General features: G+C 74.5%; 15 protein-coding genes. 10 read left to right on the forward strand and 5 right to left on the reverse strand.

Translation table 11 applies throughout. The features are described from left to right. Positions 1 to 159 precede the first annotated feature (159 nt). From hemQ to OG823_RS10145, 4 genes are read right to left on the reverse strand one after another with little or no spacing between them, the layout of a single operon-like run. The gene (gene hemQ / locus OG823_RS10130; protein WP_371479135.1) at positions 160 to 876 is read right to left on the reverse strand and encodes a hydrogen peroxide-dependent heme synthase; all 717 of its coding nucleotides are present in this window, start codon (positions 874 to 876) and stop codon (positions 160 to 162) included. Then, on the reverse strand, positions 873 to 2,297 hold the full coding sequence (gene hemG, locus OG823_RS10135; protein WP_371479136.1) for a protoporphyrinogen oxidase: 1,425 nt from the start codon (positions 2,295 to 2,297) through the stop codon (positions 873 to 875). The genes hemQ and hemG overlap by 4 nt, the downstream gene beginning before the upstream one ends. Positions 2,298 to 2,331: 34 nt before the next feature. Further along, the gene (locus OG823_RS10140) at positions 2,332 to 2,919 is read right to left on the reverse strand and encodes a Uma2 family endonuclease (protein ID WP_371479137.1); all 588 of its coding nucleotides are present in this window, start codon (positions 2,917 to 2,919) and stop codon (positions 2,332 to 2,334) included. Between the two features lie 9 nt (positions 2,920 to 2,928). Further along, on the reverse strand, positions 2,929 to 3,651 hold the full coding sequence (locus OG823_RS10145) for a YoaK family protein (RefSeq protein WP_371479138.1): 723 nt from the start codon (positions 3,649 to 3,651) through the stop codon (positions 2,929 to 2,931). 301 nt (positions 3,652 to 3,952) lie between these two features. On the opposite strand from OG823_RS10145, the gene OG823_RS10150 reads away from it, so the two are divergent. The 7 genes from OG823_RS10150 (at position 3,953) to OG823_RS10180 (ending at position 11,940) form a co-directional block, all read left to right on the forward strand. Further along, the gene (locus tag OG823_RS10150; RefSeq protein ID WP_371479139.1) at positions 3,953 to 4,717 is read left to right on the forward strand and encodes a GntR family transcriptional regulator; all 765 of its coding nucleotides are present in this window, start codon (positions 3,953 to 3,955) and stop codon (positions 4,715 to 4,717) included. A 50-nt stretch (positions 4,718 to 4,767) separates the two neighbouring features. After that, positions 4,768 to 4,995 carry a ferredoxin family protein gene (locus OG823_RS10155; RefSeq protein WP_371479140.1) on the forward strand — a complete coding sequence of 76 codons (228 nt, stop codon included), beginning with the start codon at positions 4,768 to 4,770 and terminating at the stop codon, positions 4,993 to 4,995. A 14-nt stretch (positions 4,996 to 5,009) separates the two neighbouring features. Next, the gene (locus OG823_RS10160) at positions 5,010 to 6,413 is read left to right on the forward strand and encodes an ABC transporter substrate-binding protein (RefSeq protein WP_371479141.1); all 1,404 of its coding nucleotides are present in this window, start codon (positions 5,010 to 5,012) and stop codon (positions 6,411 to 6,413) included. An 80-nt stretch (positions 6,414 to 6,493) separates the two neighbouring features. Further along, a complete protein-coding gene (locus OG823_RS10165) occupies positions 6,494 to 7,255 on the forward strand; it encodes an ABC transporter permease (protein WP_371484394.1) in 762 nt (253 codons plus the stop codon). Further along, entirely contained in the window at positions 7,252 to 7,989 is a 738-nt protein-coding gene (locus tag OG823_RS10170; RefSeq protein WP_371479142.1) for an ABC transporter ATP-binding protein, read from the forward strand. The genes OG823_RS10165 and OG823_RS10170 overlap by 4 nt, the downstream gene beginning before the upstream one ends. 13 nt (positions 7,990 to 8,002) lie before the next feature. After that, entirely contained in the window at positions 8,003 to 10,717 is a 2,715-nt protein-coding gene (locus OG823_RS10175; protein ID WP_371479143.1) for a fumarate reductase/succinate dehydrogenase flavoprotein subunit, read from the forward strand. A 146-nt stretch (positions 10,718 to 10,863) separates the two neighbouring features. Then, entirely contained in the window at positions 10,864 to 11,940 is a 1,077-nt protein-coding gene (locus OG823_RS10180) for a DUF4349 domain-containing protein (protein ID WP_371479144.1), read from the forward strand. 60 nt (positions 11,941 to 12,000) lie between these two features. Here the strand turns inward: OG823_RS10180 and hemE are convergent, their stop codons facing one another. Continuing rightward, positions 12,001 to 13,089, reverse strand: a complete 1,089-nt coding sequence (gene hemE, locus OG823_RS10185) for a uroporphyrinogen decarboxylase (protein ID WP_371479145.1) — start codon at positions 13,087 to 13,089, stop codon at positions 12,001 to 12,003. A 146-nt stretch (positions 13,090 to 13,235) separates the two neighbouring features. Between hemE and OG823_RS10190 the strand changes: the two genes are divergently transcribed. The 3 genes from OG823_RS10190 (at position 13,236) to OG823_RS10200 (ending at position 16,778) form a co-directional block, all read left to right on the forward strand. Next, complete coding sequence (locus OG823_RS10190) at positions 13,236 to 13,886, forward strand: DUF3000 domain-containing protein (RefSeq protein WP_371479146.1); 651 nt, start codon at positions 13,236 to 13,238, stop codon at positions 13,884 to 13,886. 321 nt (positions 13,887 to 14,207) lie between these two features. Continuing rightward, complete coding sequence (locus tag OG823_RS10195) at positions 14,208 to 14,924, forward strand: LuxR C-terminal-related transcriptional regulator (protein WP_371479147.1); 717 nt, start codon at positions 14,208 to 14,210, stop codon at positions 14,922 to 14,924. A gap of 573 nt (positions 14,925 to 15,497) precedes the next feature. After that, a complete protein-coding gene (locus OG823_RS10200) occupies positions 15,498 to 16,778 on the forward strand; it encodes a ribonuclease D (protein WP_371479148.1) in 1,281 nt (426 codons plus the stop codon). Positions 16,779 to 16,926: the final 148 nt, after the last annotated feature.

Below are 16,926 nucleotides of genomic sequence, written 5' to 3' on the forward strand. Positions count from 1 at the left end.
CGGGCACCGATCGCCGGGCGCCGGACCGGGAAGCAGGCTTGGAGCGCCGGACCGGGCGCCGGACCGGGCGCGGCTCGGGAACGCCGACGGCGCGCCGCGGATCCGGGTACGGGTGAGGGCGGTCCCCGGCCGGGGACCGCCCTCACCCACCCGATCGGATCAGGCCAGGCCGTTCAGCAGCTCGGAGACCGGCTTGCGGCGCCCGGTGAAGAACGGCACCTCCTCGCGCACGTGCAGGCGGGCCCGCGACGGGCGCAGGTCGCGCATCAGGTCGACGATCCGGTGCAGCTCGTCCGCCTCGAAGGCGAGCAGCCACTCGTAGTCGCCGAGCGCGAACGAGGCCACGGTGTTGGCCCGCACGTCGGGGTAGCCGCGCGCCATCTTGCCGTGCTCGGCGAGCATCGCGCGACGCTCGTCGTCCGGCAGCAGGTACCACTCGTAGGAGCGGACGAACGGGTAGACGCAGATGTAGTCGCGCGGCGCCTCGTCGGCGAGGAACGCCGGGATGTGCGACTTGTTGAACTCCGCCGGGCGGTGCAGCGCCATGTTGGACCAGACCGGCTCCAGCTCGCGCCCGAGCGCGGTGCGGCGGAAGCGGTTGTACGCCTCCTGCAGGTCGTCGGAGTCCTCCGCGTGCCACCAGATCATCAGGTCCGCGTCGGCGCGCAGCCCGGAGACGTCGTAGGTGCCGCGCACCGTGACGTCCTTGGCGGCCAGCTGGGCGAACAGCTCGTCGACCTCGGCCGCCAGGGCGGCGCGGTCCTCGGGCAGGTTGCCCTTGAGCCTGAACACCGACCACAGGGTGTAGCGGATCACCTGGTTGAGGTCGCGGGCCTTCTTCTTCTCCGGCTGCTGCTGCTCAGCGGTATCGGTCATGCGGACATTGTCCCCTCTGTCGGGGCCGCTGCGGCCCCCGGGGTCGACAGCTCGTCGACGGCGCGGCGCGCGCTCGCGATGCAGGCCGGGATGCCCACCCCGTCGTACGCGGCGCCGCACAGCGCGAGCGCGCCGAGCCGGCCGGTGTGCTCGCGGATCCGTGCCACCCGGTCGAGGTGGCCGACCGGGTACTGCGGCAGCCCGGCGCGCCAGCGGGTGACGGTGGTGTCGTACGGCCGCGCGTCCAGCCCGACCGCCTCGGCGAGGTCGGCCAGCGAGCGGGCGACCAGCTCCTCGTCGGGAAGCTCCAGTGCCTGTTCCTCGCGGTGGCGGCCGAGCGAGGTGCGCAGCACGAAGGTGTCGGGGGCGGCGCGCTCCAGCCAGCCCCACTTGTTGGAGGAGAAGGTGGACGCCTTGATGCTGCGCCCGTCCACCGGCGGCACCAGGAAGCCGCTGCCGGCCGGCGGCTCGGGCAGGTCGGCCCGGCGGAAGGCCATGGTCACCAGCGCCATGCCGGCGTACTCGACGGCGGCGAGGTCGGCGGCGGCGCCGGGCGCGTCGGTGCGCAGCAGCCGGGCGGCCTCCGGCGCGGGGACGGCCAGCACGACGGCGTCCGCGTGCAGGCTCTCGCCGCCGACCACGACACGCCAGCCCTCGGGGGTGCGGCGCAACTCGTCCACCGGGCTGCCGGTGCGCAGGTCTGCACCGGCCTCGCGGCAGGCGGCCGCGACGGCTTCGGGGAGGGTGCCGATGCCGCCGTCCAGGCCCTGGAAGACGGGGCCGGCGGTGTTCTGCGGGCGGGTGGCCAGCTCGTGCACGCCCTCCACCAGCGGGGCGCCGCTGCGGGCGAGGGCGAGCAGTTGGGGGACGGCGGCGCGCAGCGAGATCTCGTCGGCGTGGCCCGCGTAGACGCCGCCGAGCAGCGGCTCGACCAGCCGGTCGACGACCTCCCGGCCGAGCCGGGCTGCGACGTACGCGCCGATCGCGACATCCTCGCCGACGGCCGGCGCCTCGCCCTCGCGGTGCGCGCGGGCCAGACCCTCGGGCGACAGGACGCCGGCGGCGGCGAGCGCGTCGAGGTCGCCGGGGACGCCCATCACCTGGCCGCCGGGCAGCGGGCGCAGCGCGGCCCTGGTCCAGATCGCGGCCTTGACCGGGTTGGGCGGCTGCAGGGCGTCGGCCAGGCCGACGGCCCGCGCCAGGGCGACGGCCTCCGGGCGTCGGGCGAGCACCGACTCGGCGCCGAGGTCGACCCGGACGCCGCCGACCTCGCCGGTCCGCAGCTTCCCGCCCAGGCGTCCGGAGGACTCCAGCAGGGTGACCGAGGCTCTCGCCCCGCCGCCGTCCGCTCCGCTGAGGAAGGCGGCGGCGGCGAGGCCCGCGATACCGCCGCCGATCACGACGACATGAGGTTGCGACATGCTCCGCAGTCTCGCAGAGAGCCCCGGGCGGGCCTCAATCCGTCCGCTTGCGGGCGGGCAGCAGCCCGTCCAGGTCGATCGTGATCGGGAACGGGACGGGACGCTCCAGCTTCGCGCGGAAGATCCCGGCGGGTGCGTAGGAGGAGGTGACGGTGTCGAGTTCGTAGACGTGGACGACCGGCGCGCCGGCCTCCTCCTCGATCAGCCAGTAGTGCGGGATCCCGGCTTCGGCGTACTTGCGGACCTTGACGGTGCGGTCGCGGTGGGCGGACTCGGGGGAGACGACCTCGACGACGAGGGAGACCTCCTCGGGGGCGAACCAGGTGCGGTCCGCCTCGTACCCGGCGGTGGTCACCAGCAGATCGGGCTCCGGGCGGTTGCGTGGATCGAGCCTGATCGTCATCTCCCTGCCGATCCTGGCACCGTCGGGTACCTGGGTCCGCAGGGCGATGACGAGGTCCGTGATCAGTTCGCCGTGCCACCAGCGCTGGGGAGACATCATGAAGACCAGCGCTCCGTCGATCAGTTCGGTGTGTCGGGGTGCCTCGGGCAGGCGGTCGAGGTCGTCGGCGAACCAGCCCTCGTCGCGGGGCGGTCGCATCCAGTCGGGGAGCGCGCTCATGCCCCCAGGTTAGCCAGTCCCAGGCTCTCCCGGGGGCCGGCGCGGGGTGAGGCCGTAGCCGATCGCGCAGAGCAGGACGACGACGGCGGACACCAGCAGCGGGAGCTGGGGGCGGTGGCCGGCGGTGAGCATCCAGGCGCCGAGCAGGCCGCCGAGGAACATCGCCAGTACGCCTGCGGCCCGCAGTGCGGCGGAGCCGGCGTCGCCGCCCCGGACGGGGTCGCGTCCGACGATCGGGGCCAGGCCGCTGATCACCGAGGTCAGCGCGCGGGTGGTGAGCGTGGTGGGCAGTTCGGCGACCCTCGCCCGCAGGGTGGTGACGCTGCGCAGGCCCATCGCGAGGGCCGTCAGGGCGATCACCAGGTAGAGGTGGCCGGTGAGCGGCTCGTCGAGCCCACCGATCCCGCCGGCGGCCAGGCCGGCCGCGCCGAGCAGGACCGCCTCCACGACCAGGCCGGTGACGAACCAGCGGCGCCTGCGGGCCTCGACCTCGGTCTCCAGCAGGGCGCCGGCCAGGTTGCCGACGGCGAAGGCCGCCAGCGAGACCGAGGACGCCGGCACCGACAGGCCGGGGCCGCCGGCCAGGCCGAAGGCGAGGAAGAGCATGTTGCCCGTCATCAGCGCGGTGAAGACGTGGCCGAGGGCGAGCAGGCTGACGGCCTCGATCACCCCGGTGGTCAGGGTGAGCACCAGCAGGACGGCGGCGAGGGCGGGGCTGCGCCTCAGCTCCACGGCGGGGTTCCTTCCCGGGTCGGCGACCCGCCCACTGTGCTGCGCCCCGGGTCGCCGTCCCGGTCATTGGGCCATGAGTGGGGGTGGCCGGGCGGCCGGGAGCACCCGGGCGCCGATCGGGCGCTGGGTGGCGGTTCCGGCCCGGGAGCGGCTCGCGACCCTGCTGGCGCCGGGTGCCGACGTACCATCAGGTGGCGTAATGCCGCGGCAACGAACAACCCGCCGGTACGACCCTATGGTTCTGCCAGAACCAGCCGCCCGGGGAGCACCGCCCCCGACCACCCGTACCGGAGCACCCGCGATGACCACCGAGAACCCGCCCCGGCCGACCGGGGCCTGCCCGCCCGGCAGGCCCCGCGCGGACCGGGCCCGGCAGGTCGCCGACGTGCTGCGCCGGCAGGTGCTGAGCGAGGCGTACGGGCCCCGGCCGCTGCCGCACGAGGACGTGCTGGCCGAGGAGTTCGGGACGTCCCGGAACACCGTCCGGGAGGCGCTGGACCTGCTGCGGACCGAGGGTCTGGTGCGCCGGGTCCCCGGCTCGGGGACGCTGGTGGTGGCGGAGAAGGTGCCGCACGGGCTGAACCGCCTGATGGGGCTGGCCGAGACGCTGCACGAGCACGGCGAGGTGACCAACGAGGTCCGCTCGTTCGGACCGGTCCGGGCCCCCGGCCCGGTCGCGCGCCGGCTCGGGCTGCCGGAGGGCGCCGACGTGGTGTACGTGGAGCGGGTGCGGCGGCTGAACGGGCTGCCGCTGTCGCTGGACCTCACCTACCTGGCACCCGACATCGGCGCCGCGCTGGACGCCGCGGACCTCGTCCACCAGGACGTCTTCCGGCTGATCGAGGAGGCCGCCGGGCAGCCGCTCGGGCAGGCCGACATCACCCTGGAGGCGGTGAACGCCGACCCGCACTCGGCGAGCGTGCTGGAAGTCCCTCGCGGCGGAGCCCTGTTGATGCTGGAGCGGCTGACCACGCTGGCGGACGGCCGGCCGGTGGACCTGGAGTACGTCCGCTTCCGGGGCGACCGGATCACCATGCAGGGCCGGCTGCTGCGCTCGGCGCTCTGACGCCACACCACCGAATCCCCCCTGCTTGAAGCCCACTTACGGAGACACCCATGGCACTCGCCGACCACCGCTCCGACGTGCCCGTGACCATCGACGCCTCGCTCTGCATCGACGGCTGCACGCTGTGCGTGGAGATGTGCCCGCTCGACTCGCTGGCCATCGACCCGGACACCGACAAGGCCTACATGCACGTCGACGAGTGCTGGTACTGCGGCCCGTGCGCCGCCCGCTGCCCCACCGGGGCGGTCACCGTCAACATGCCCTACCTGCTGCGCTGAGGAGCCCGACCGCCATGACACGCCCGCCGACGGCACGCCCGTCCGGACCCCTGCTGCCGGCCCTGCTGGCCGCCGCCGTGCTCGCCGGCCTCACCGGCTGCTCCTCCGCCGACGCCGCCTCCGGTTCCACCGTCGAGGTCGTGGTGGGGTACCAGTCCAAGACCATCAACACCGTCACCGCGGGCACCCTGCTGCGGGCCCGGGGCTACTTCGAGCAACGGCTCGCCGAGCAGGGCGCGAAGGACGGGAAGACCTACAAGGTCAGCTGGCAGGACTACGACTCGGGTGCCCCGATCACCGCGCAGATGCTGGCCGACAAGATCGACATCGGCTCGATGGGCGACTACCCGCTGCTGATCAACGGCTCGCGGGCGCAGGAGGCCGGCGGCCCGGGCACCCGGCTGGTGTCGATCACCGGCTACAACGAGCTGGGCGCGCTCAACAGCGTGGTGGTACCGAACGGATCCCCGGCGCACACGCTCGCCGACCTGTTGGGTAAGAAGGTCTCCACCTCGGTGGGCTCGGCCGCCGACGGCACCCTCGTCCAGGCCCTGCGCAAGGCGGGCGTCCAGGACGCCGACATCTCCAAGCAGAACCAGCAACCCGCCATCGGCGCATCGGCGTTGAAGGCCGGCAGTGTGGACGCGCTGGCCCAGTTCGTGGCCTGGCCCGGCCAGGTGGTGTTCGCCGGCGACGCCCGGCTGCTGTACGACGGCGCGGCGCTCGGCCGCCCGACCCTGCACGGCGTGGTGATCCGGCAGAAGTACGGCTCCGCCCACCCCGAGGTGGTCGAGGCGTTCCTGCGGGCCCAGGCCGACGCCACCCGCTACCTCAACGAGCAGCCGCTGGCCGCCTCCGAGCAGGTCGCCGAGGCGACCGGCCTGGCGCCGGAGGTCGTCCACCTCTACAACGGCCCGAACGGCATCGCCACCTTCGCCCTGCCGCTTCGGCCCGAGCTGCTGGCGGCGCTGCGCGACGACGTCCCGTTCCTGAAGTCGGTCGGGGTGCTGAAGGCCCTGGACCTGGACCGTTTCGTCGACCCCTCGTACCTGGCGAAGGCCGCGCTGCCTGACGTCGCGCCGGCCCGGATCACCGGCACCGACCCGGTCTGCGGGCAGCCCGTCGACGACCCGGCGAAGGCCGGCGAGATCTGGTTCGACGGCGAGAGCGCCACCCGGCCCGCCGCCACCCCGGCCTGCCTGTTGAAGGCCGTCAAGGCCGCCGTCGGCCGGAAGGTCCGCGCCGCGTACGTGCCGGACGCGGCCACCGGGACCCGCTGGTTCGCCGACAAGGACCTCTGGGCGCAGGACGGCGCCCAGCTGCTGCCCTTCACCACCGAGGACGGCGTCAAGGCGTACCTGGCCGCCCACCCCGGCGCCCGGCAGCTGAGCTACCAGGAAGCACTGGCGGCGTCGTGACCACCACTCTCCAGCAGGCGGAGGCCCCGCCGCCGGCACCGTCCCGCCCGGGGCGCCGCCCCGCCCGCCGAGGCCGGCGGCTGCTGCGCGCGGCCTCGCTGCTCGGCTTCGCCGGGCTCTGGCAGCTGCTCACCGCCGGCAAGGTACGGGCGTGGGTGCGGTTCGACCACCTGCCGACCGCCGTGCAGGTCTGGCAGGCCTTCGGCCGCCAACTCGGCACCGACCAGTACTGGCAGGATCTCGCCGACAGCCTGCGCCGGATCGGCTGCGGCTTCCTGCTGGCCGCCGTCCTCGGGGTGGCCGCCGGGGTCGCCACCGCCCGCTCGCGCTGGGCCGCGGACCTGCTGGGGCCGGTGCTGGAGGTGATCCGGCCGATCCCGGCGATCGCGCTCGTCCCGGTGGCGATCATGCTCTTCCCCGACAACGAGCAGGGCATCGTCTTCATCACCTTCACGGCCGCCTTCTTCCCGGTCGCGGTCTCCACCCGGCACGCGGTGCGCGCGGTGCCGCCGCTCTGGGAGGAGGCCGTGCGCACCATGGGCGGCGGGCGGTGGCGGGTGCTGTGGAGCGTGGTGCTGCCGGGCTCGCTGCCCGGGGTGGTCGGCGGGCTGTCGGTCGGCATCGGCGTCTCCTGGATCTGCGTGATCTCCGCCGAGATGGTCTCCGGGCAGTTCGGGGTCGGCTACCGCACCTGGCAGTCGTACACCGTGCTCGACTACCCCGGCGTCTTCGTCGGGATGGCCACCATCGGCGTGCTCGGCTGGCTGACCTCGGCCGCCGTCGAACTCCTCGGCCGCCGGGTCACCCGGTGGCTGCCGACCCGCCCCGGGAGCGCCCTGTGAGCACCGCCGGCCTGCGGCTGACCGCCCGCGACCTCACCCTCGGCCACGCCGGACACCCCGTGCTGCGCGGCCTCGACCTGGACGTCGCGCCGGGCGAACTGCTGACCGTGGTCGGCGCGTCCGGCTGCGGCAAGTCCACCCTGCTGCGCGCCTTCGCCGGCCTGCTGACGCCCGACGGCGGCGAACTGCTGGCCGACGGCGAACGGCTGGCCGGCCCGCACGCCGACCGGGCGCTGGTCTTCCAGGAGGACGGCCTGCTGCCCTGGCGCAGCGTGCGCCGCAACGTCGAACTCCCGCTGGCGATCCGCCGCGCGCCGCGCGAGGAGCGCCGGGCGGCGGCCGCCGAGTGGATCGGGCTGGTCGGCCTGGAGGGCCACGACGACCGGCTGCCGAGGCAGTTGTCCGGCGGCCAGCGCCAGCGCGTGCAGCTCGCCCGCGCCCTGGCCGGATCGCCGCGCGCCGTCCTGATGGACGAGCCGTTCGGCGCCCTGGACGCCCAGAACCGCTCCGCCATGCAGCAGTTGCTGCTGACCGTCCGGGAACGGCTGCGCTGCACCGTGCTGTTCGTGACCCACGACGTGGACGAGGCCCTGCTGCTCGGCGACCGGGTCGCGGTGCTCGGCGGCGGCGGGATCACCGCCCTGCACGAGGTGCCCCGCCCGCGTGAGAGCGCGGCCCGTACCGATCCCGCCGTACTGCGCCTGCGCGAGGCCGTCCTCGCCGGGCTCTCCTGAAAGGCCGTACGCCATGCCGACCACCGAGACCCTGCGGATCCCCGAACTCGCCGAGGCCCGCCACCTGACCTGCGACGTCCTGGTGATCGGCGGCGGCACGGCCGGCTCGATGGCCGCGCTCAGCGCCGCCGAGCAGGGCGCGGACGTCCTGTTGCTGGAGAAGGCGCACGTGCGCCACTCCGGGGCGCTCGCGATGGGCATGGACGGCGTCAACAACGCCGTCGTCCCCGGCCGCGCCGAGCCGGACGACTACGTCGCCGAGATCACCCGCGCCAACGACGGCATCGTCGACCAGCGCACCGTGCGGCAGACCGCCACCCGCGGCTTCGCGATGGTGCAGCGGCTGGAGCGGTACGGCGTGAAGTTCGAGAAGGACGAGTACGGCGAGTACCAGGTCCGCCAGGTGCACCGCTCCGGCAGCTACGTGCTGCCGATGCCGGAGGGCAAGGACGTCAAGAAGGTGCTGTACCGGGTGCTGCGCCGGCGCGAGATGCGCGAGCGGATCACCATCGAGAACCGGGTGATGCCGGTACGGGTGCTGACCTCGGGCGGGCGGGCCGTCGGCGCGGCCGGGTTCGACACCCGCAGCGGGGAGTTCGTCACCGTCTCGGCCGGCGCGGTGATCCTCGCCACCGGCCCCTGCGGACGGCTCGGCCTGCCCGCCAGCGGCTACCTCTACGGCACGTACGAGAACCCGACCAACGCGGGTGACGGCTACGCGATGGCCTATCACGCGGGCGCCGAACTCAGCGGTATCGAGTGCTTCCAGATCAACCCGCTGATGAAGGACTACAACGGCCCGGCCTGCGCGTACGTGGCCAACCCCTTCGGCAGCTACCAGGTCAACCGGCACGGCGACCGGTTCGTCGACTCGGACTACTGGTCGGGGCAGATGATGGCCGAGTTCGCCGCCGAGCTGGAGTCCGACCGGGGGCCGGTGTACCTGCGCACCACCCACCTGCCGGAGGAGTCGGTGCAGGCGCTGGAGGCGATCCTGCACACCACCGAGCGCCCCAGCCGGGGCACCTTCCACGCCGGGCGCGGTCACGACTACCGCACCCACGACGTGGAGATGCACATCTCCGAGATCGGCCTCTGCGGCGGCCACTCCGCCTCCGGTGTCTGGGTGGACGAGAACGCCGCCACCACCGTGCCCGGCCTGTACGCGGCAGGGGATCTGGCCTGCGTCCCGCACAACTACATGATCGGCGCGTTCGTCTTCGGCGACCTGGCCGGCAGCCACGCCGTCACCCACCTGCCCGCCGAACGGGCGGAACTGCCCGAGGACCAGGTCGAGGAGGCGCACGAGCTGGTCTACCGCCCGCTGCGCAATCCCGACGGCCCGCCGCAGCCGCAGGTCGAGTACAAACTGCGCCGGTTCGTCAACGACTACGTCGCCCCGCCGAAGACCGGCTCGCGGCTCTCGGTCGCGCTGGAGCACTTCGAGCGGATGCGCGGCGAGATCGCCGGTATGGGCGCCCGCACCGCGCACGAGCTGATGCGCTGCGTCGAGGTCGACTTCATCCGCGACTGCGCGGAGCTGGCAGCCCGCTCCTCGCTGGCCCGCACCGAGAGCCGCTGGGGTCTCTACCACGAGCGGATCGACCACCCCGGCAAGGACGACGAGCGCTGGTTCAGCCATCTCAACGTCCGCAAGAACCCGGCCGGGGCGATGGAGTTCCTCACCCGGCCGGTGGCGCCCTACCTCGTCCCGGTGGAGGGCCTGGAGCCCCCGGCCGGCGGGGAGGTCACCGTCCTCGGCGAGGTGCACGCGATGCCGGTCGGCCGGACCGGCGCCACCGCGGCCCCCGCCGCCACCGGCCAGGGCCCCGGCGCCGGCGCCCCCGCCTCGCCCCGCCTGCTCGGCCTGCTCCGGCTCGCCGAGGAACAGCCCGGCCTGGCGCAGCTGCTCCCCTACCTCGACGACCCGGCGGCGGACGTGCGCCGTACCACCGTGAGCGTCCTGACCGAGGCCGCGCCCGACGGCACCGGGCCCGAACTCGCCCGCGCGCTGGCCGACTCCGACGCCTCCGTCCGCGCGGCGGCCGTCGCCGGGCTGCGCGAACTGGTGGAGGTGCTGGACGCCCCCGCGCTCGCCGCCCCGCTGCGCCTGGCCGCCGACTCCCCCGACCCGGTCGTCCGGGCCGGCGCGCTCGACGTGGCCCGCGCGCTTCACACCGGCTCCACCGGACTGTTCGCCGCCGCGCTGGCCGACCCCGAGGTGGCCGTCCGGCTGCAGGCCGTACGCGGCCTGGTCTCGCTGGACGCCGCCGGCGCGCTGGCCGACGCCGCCGGGGATCCGTCCCGCGAGGTGCGGGTGCTGGTCGGCGAGGGCCTGGGCACCATCGGGGACGACACGGCCGCGCCGGTCCTGGTGCGGCTGGCCGCCGACGCGGACCCGCTGGTGCGGGCCGCCGCGTTCCAGGGGGCCGCGGGGATCGGCTGCCCCGCGCCGCTGGACGCGCTCGCCGCGTCGCCGGACGGGGCCTGGCAGGTCCGCCGTGCGGCCGCCACGGCGCTGGGCACCACCGGCCGGCCCGGCGTCGCCCCGCTGCTGACCGCGCTGGACGACGCCCACGGGGACGTCCGCAAGGCCGCCGTCCGGGCGCTGGCGGCGCGGGCGGCGGACCGCGACGTGGCCGAGGGACTGCGGGCCCGCCTGGCCGACTCCGACGCGGACGTACGCGCGTACGCCCGGCTGGCCCTGAAGTCCGCCGGCACACCCTGACACCGGCGGGGCGGCCCGGGTCCGGGCCGCCGCCGAGCCGTGACCGAGTTGCGATCTCCCGGAGGGATCCCACCGCCCGGCCACCCCGTCGAATGGTTCGGAGCACCCGTCGGGTGCTCGCAGGCGGCTACGGGGAGGGGACGGCGATGGGGATTCGACGGCACGGACCGGGGGTGGTGGCCGCGGCCGGGGTGCTGGCGGCCGCGCTTCTGGTGGGCGGGTGCAGTGCGGGGTCGGGCGGCGGCGCCCGCTCCGACGCGGCGCCGGCGCAGGCCCAGGCGCCGAAGGCGGACGGCAGGGCGGTGGCCGGCGCGGGCGGGGCCGCACCGGCCACCGGCGCGGCCCCGGGCGCGGCGCCGTCGGCGGTGTCGACCGCCGACCCCCGGCTGATCGCGTACACCGCGGAGCTGAGCCTGCTGGCCGGGGACGTCGACCAGGTGGCCGCCCGGGCCCGGGCGATGGCCACCACCGCCGGCGGCTACGTGGGCAACGAGGCGCTGAGCGGCTCCGGCGGCTCGGGCGGTTCGGCCGGCTCGGGCGGTTCGGCCGGCTCGGGCGGTTCGGCCGGCTCGGAGGGTGACAGCACGGGCGGCACGCTGACCGGCCGGATCGTCCTGAAGGTGCCGTCGGCGGCCTACCAGAAGACGCTGGACCAGCTCGCCGGGCTGGGCACGGTGCTGTCGCGCAGCAGTCAGGCGGACGATCTCACCCAGCAGGTCGTGGACGTGGCCAGCCGGGTGCAGAGCCAGCAGGCGAGCGTGGACCGGGTGCGGGCCCTGATGGCGGACGCCAAGTCGCTCTCCGACATCGTCTCGCTGGAGAGCGAGCTGAGCCGCCGGCAGGCGGACCTGGAGTCGCTGCAGCACCGGCAGCAGGAGCTGACGTCGGAGACCTCGCTCTCCACCATCACCCTCGACCTGCGCCGGGAGGCGGCGCCGCCGGTCCGGGCGGCGAAGAGGGCGGACGGGTTCTGGGATTCGATCGGCTCGGCGCTCGGCGGCGGCTGGCACGTGCTGCTGGCGATCCTGCGGGGCCTGCTGATCGCCCTGGCGGCGCTGGCGCCGTTCCTGCTGGTGCTGGTGCCGACGGGCGCGCTCGTCCTGCTCCTGAACCGCCGACGGGCGGCCCGCCGGGCGGCCCGGCCGCAGCGGCAACCGGTGCCGCATCCCACGGCGCCGCAGGACCGGTGGACGGCGCCGACGGGCGGGCCGGACGGGGCGTGAGGTGACAGCGGGGTGGCGGCCGTGCGGCCGCCACCCCGGTCGGGTCCTGGGATCAGGGCCTCAGCGGGCGCTGGCCTCGTGCACGAACGCGACCAGCCGGCTCAGCGCGTCCGGGTCCATGCTGGGCAGCACGCCGTGGCCGAGGTTGAAGATGTGGCCGCTGCTGCCGAGCGCCTGGGCGGCGTGCAGCACCTCGCGGGCCTTGGTCTCGATCGCGCGGGTGGGCGCGAAGAGCACGGCCGGGTCGAGGTTGCCCTGCAGGGCCTTGCCGTGGCCGACCCGCTCGGCGGCGACGTTCAGCGGCACCCGCCAGTCGACGCCGACCACGTCCGCGCCGGCCTGGCCCATCAGGCCGAGCAGCTCGCCGGTGCCGACCCCGAAGTGGATCCGCGGCACGCCGTAACCGGCCACCGCGTCGAACACCTTGGTGCTGGAGGGCATCACGGAGCGGCGGTAGTCGTCCGGGGCGAGCGCGCCGACCCAGGAGTCGAAGAGCTGCACGGCCGAGGCGCCGGCCTCGATCTGCACCTTGAGGAAGGCGGCGGTGATGTCGGCGAGCCGGTCGACCAGCTCCGCCCACAGCTCCGGCTGCCCGTACATCATGGCCTTGGTGTTCTCGTGGTTCTTCGACGGACCGCCCTCGACCAGGTAGCTGGCCAGCGTGTACGGCGCGCCGGCGAAGCCGATCAGCGGCGTGGATCCGAGCTCGTCCACCAGCAGGCCGACGGCCTCGGTGATGTACGGGACGTCGTCGGGCTCCAGCGGGCGCAGCCGCTGGAGGTCCTCGCGGGTGCGGATCGGGTCGGCGATGACCGGGCCGACACCGGGCTTGATGTCGACGTCGATACCGATCGCCTTCAGCGGCACCACGATGTCGCTGAAGAAGATCGCCGCGTCCACCTTGTGGCGGCGCACCGGCTGGAGGGTGATCTCCTTGACCAGCTCGGGCCGCATGCAGGACTCCAGCATGGGGATGCCCTCGCGGACCTTGAGGTACTCCGGCAGGGAGCGCCCGGCCTGGCGCATGAACCACACGGGCGTGTGCGGCACCGGCTCGTGCCGGCAGGCGCGCAGGAACGCGGAGTCGTACGCGGCGCCGCGGCGCGCGGGGGGCTGCTGACCGGTGCTGTCTGCCGTTGTCTCGCTCACGGTCCAAATCTTCGCACGCGCCCCGGGCCCGGCTTCGCGCCCCCGGTTGGTACGAAGCTCCAACATTGGGCCCGGAGCGGGCCTCGGCACGCCGCACAAACGGAAGTTGCGCGAATTGCGGCGCCGTCCGACCTAGTCTTCGGGGCATGGCAGCGGTCGGCGGGCACCCCGCACAAGGTGGAGGAACGGGCAAGGAGTCGGCGCCGATCGAGTTCCGCGATGCGGTCGAGGCGCTGACCGGGGCGAAGCTGCGCCCCGAGGTGGAGCTCTCCCCCGCCCCGGCGCCCCGTCGACTGGCCCCCTACACGTTCGCGCTGACCGCCGCGGTCGAGGTCGACGGCGAGGAGCTGGCGGACGGACGGCTGGTGCTGCTGCACGACCCGGCCGGGCAGGAGGCCTGGAACGGCGACTTCCGGATCGTCACGATGACCCGGGCCGAGCTGGAGCCGGAGATGGCGGGCGACCCGATGCTCTCGGAGGTCGGCTGGGCCTGGCTGCTGGACGCGTTGCAGGCGCACGGCGCCGGCCACGCGGAGGCCGGCGGCACGGTCACCAGGTGCGCCTCCCAGTACTTCGGCGCGCTCGCCGACCGCCCGTCCTCGACGGAGATCGAGATCAGGGCCTCCTGGACGCCCGCCGACGGCCGCTTCGAACGGCACCTGGCCGCCTGGGCCGACCTGCTCTGCGCCGGCGCCGGGCTGCCTCCCGTACCGGCCCCGCAGCAGACCGCCCCCGACGCGCCGTCACTCGGTGGAGTGGTTCCCATGCCGGCCCGGCGCCGCCCGCGCTCGCACTGACGGGTGACGGCGGAGCGAAAACCGGCCAAGCGGCCGTAAAGCCACTCCCAGGGCTGACGGAGTGTGACTTCCACCCCGTTCTCCGTCAATTCATCGACCGGAGACGATCACTCGACGCCGGAATCTGATCGATTTTGTGCGATTTCAGGGCATGTCGCGTCACTCATATGCACGATTTGTCCGTATTGTTACTCACTAAATCGTGATCATTCGCTAAAGCCGGACACGGTTGATGCCGAAGCAGACTGTGACCCTTTCCAAACGCGGAACACTCCGACCGCCCCATCGGGGTTCCGTCCGCCACTCCCCGCAGGAGGCCTGGTGTCGGTCCTTCTTGAGCACCCCGCAAACGTGGTCGCCTACCGTCCGACGAAGCCCACCGCCATGGTGGTCATCGCTGATCCCCGTGTCCGAAACACCGTCACCCGTCACCTGTGGGCGCTCGGCGTCCGGGACGTCATCGAGGTCTCCTCGATCGCCGAAGCCCGCCCGCGGGTCTCCACCCCTCGTGACATCTGTGTCGCCGACGTCCACCTCCCGGACGGCTCCGGCCTGACCATCCTGGCCGAGACCCGCGCCGCGGGCTGGCCCAACGGCCTCGCGCTCTCCGCCGCCGACGACATCGGCGCGGTCCGCAGCGCGCTGGCCGGCGGCGTCAAGGGCTACGTGGTCACCGGTACCCGTACCAACATCGCCATGCCGGGCCGTCCCGGCATGCCGATCGGCGCCGGCGGCCTCGCCGGCCGGATGCGGCGCCCCGGCATGCCGGGGGTCCCCGGAGCCGCCGGAGCACCCGGCGCCCCGGGAACCCCCGGTGCGCCCGGGGCCCCGCAGTCCGCCTACCGGGAGCTCTCCGGCCGCGAGGTCGAGGTGCTGCGTCTGGTGGCGGAAGGCCAGTCCAACAAGGCGATCGGCGTCGCGATGGGGCTCTCCGCCCTCACCGTGAAGAGCCACCTCGCCCGTATCGCCCGCAAGCTGGGCACCGGTGACCGGGCCGGCATGGTGGCGGTCGCCCTGCGCACCGGCATCATCCACTGACCCACCGCAACCAGCACGGCAGCAGCCCGGAGGAACGTTTCCTCCGGGCTGCTGTCGCTTTCCTTTTTGGGGCGGCCTCGCCGCCGGGGCCCTTGGACCCGATGCCGACGCTCGGCGCTCCGGCGCTCCTTCGTCGCTTGTCGCTTCTCCCTCTCGGCATCGGCGGGCCCCTTTGGCTCGGACGCGGTCGGATGGGGCCGGGGTCAGGGCGCCGGGGCCGGGCGCCGGGTGCCGGGGCCGGGGTCAGGGCGCCGGGGCCGGGGTCAGGGCGCCGGGGCCGGGGCCGGGGTCAGGGCCGGCGCTCCTTCGTCGCCTGTCGCTTCTCCCTCTCGGCATCGGCGGGCCCCTTCGGCTCGGACGCGGTCGGGTGGGGCCGGGGCGTCATGGGCGGGCCGGGTGCGGTCGGGACACGAGGGGTGGGCTCGGATCGGGAGGGTTTCCGTTCCTTCGTGGGCCTCCCACCGGGGCTCGGTGGCGGACTGTGATCAACCCCTTACCGGTGGCATATCCGTGAACGTGGTCTGACCAGTCCGACAACACTCCCGCCGCCAGGTGCCGTCGTACCCTTGGTGAGTGACCGACGCCGTAGCAGCCATCCCAGAAGAGACAGCCCCGGTCCCGCTCCTCGAACCGCGGGAGGGAATCCCCCCGGTCGTGGCGGACCCCCAGGCTCTCGCCGCGACCGTCGCCGCGTTCGCGGCGGGTACCGGACCGGTCGCCGTCGACGCCGAACGGGCCTCCGGCTACCGGTACGGGCAGCGCGCGTACCTGATCCAGCTGCGGCGAGCCGGCTCCGGCACCGCACTGATCGACCCGATCGCGTGTCCGGATCTGAGCGGGCTGGGCGAGGCCCTGGCGGACACCGAGTGGGTCGTCCACGCGGCGACCCAGGACCTGCCGTGCCTGGCCGAGGTCGGCATGAAGCCGCGCCGCCTGTTCGACACCGAGCTGGCCGGCCGGATCGCGGGCTTCCCCCGGGTCGGCCTCGGGCCGATGACGGAGAGCGTGCTCGGCCTGACCCTGGCCAAGGAGCACTCGGCGGTCGACTGGTCGACCCGCCCGCTGCCCGAGCCGTGGCTGCGGTACGCCGCACTGGACGTCGAGGTGCTGGTCGAGCTGCGCGACGCCCTCGAACAGGAGTTGGACGCCCAGGGCAAGCTCGGCTGGGCGCTGGAGGAGTTCGCCGCGATCGCGAACGCCCCCCGGCCCGCGCCCCGGGTCGACCCGTGGCGCCGCACCTCGCAGCTGCACAAGGTCCGCAGACGGCGCCAGCTGGCCGTGGTGCGGGAGCTGTGGCTGGCCCGGGACAAGATGGCGCAGGAGCGCGACGTCTCCCCGGGCCGGGTGCTGTCGGACGCCGCGATCGTCAACGCGGCGCTCGCCGTACCGCTGAACATCGCCGCGCTGCAGGCCGTGCAGGGCTTCGGCCCTCGGGTGCACCGGCGCCAGCTGGAGTTGTGGCTGGCCGCCGTCGAGCGGGCCCGGGCGATCCCGGAGGCGCAGCTGCCGCCGCCGTCCGCGCCGCACGAGGGCCCGCCGCCGCCGCGCGCCTGGGCGGAGAAGGACCCGGTCGCGGCGGCGAGGCTGTCCGGGGCGCGGGCCGCGGTGAGCGAGCTCGCCGAGAAACACAGCATGCCGCCGGAGAACCTGATCACCCCGGACCTGGTGCGCCGGGTGTCCTGGGAGCCGCCGGCGGCCCCGACGGCCCAGAACGTGGCGGCCGTCCTGCGCGGGCTGGGCGCGCGGCAGTGGCAGGTCGACCTGGTGGCGCCGGTGGTGGCCGCCGCCTTCGTGAAGGCGGCGACGGAGCCCGCGCCGGAGCCCGCCACCGACCCGGGTGCACCGTCGGCGTAGTGCGTTCGGGCCGCGGCAAGACGTGACGGAGGGGACGCCGGAGGGCGTCCCCTCCGTCGTTGCGGCCGTGGCGGCGGCGACGTGGCGGGGGACACACCGGGTGATCGGGCCGCCGGGCCTGGGCAGGTTGGTTACCGGCGGGTAGCAT

It is taken from the genome of Kitasatospora sp. NBC_00315 (genome assembly GCF_041435095.1).
Classification (GTDB): Bacteria; Actinomycetota; Actinomycetes; order Streptomycetales; family Streptomycetaceae; genus Kitasatospora.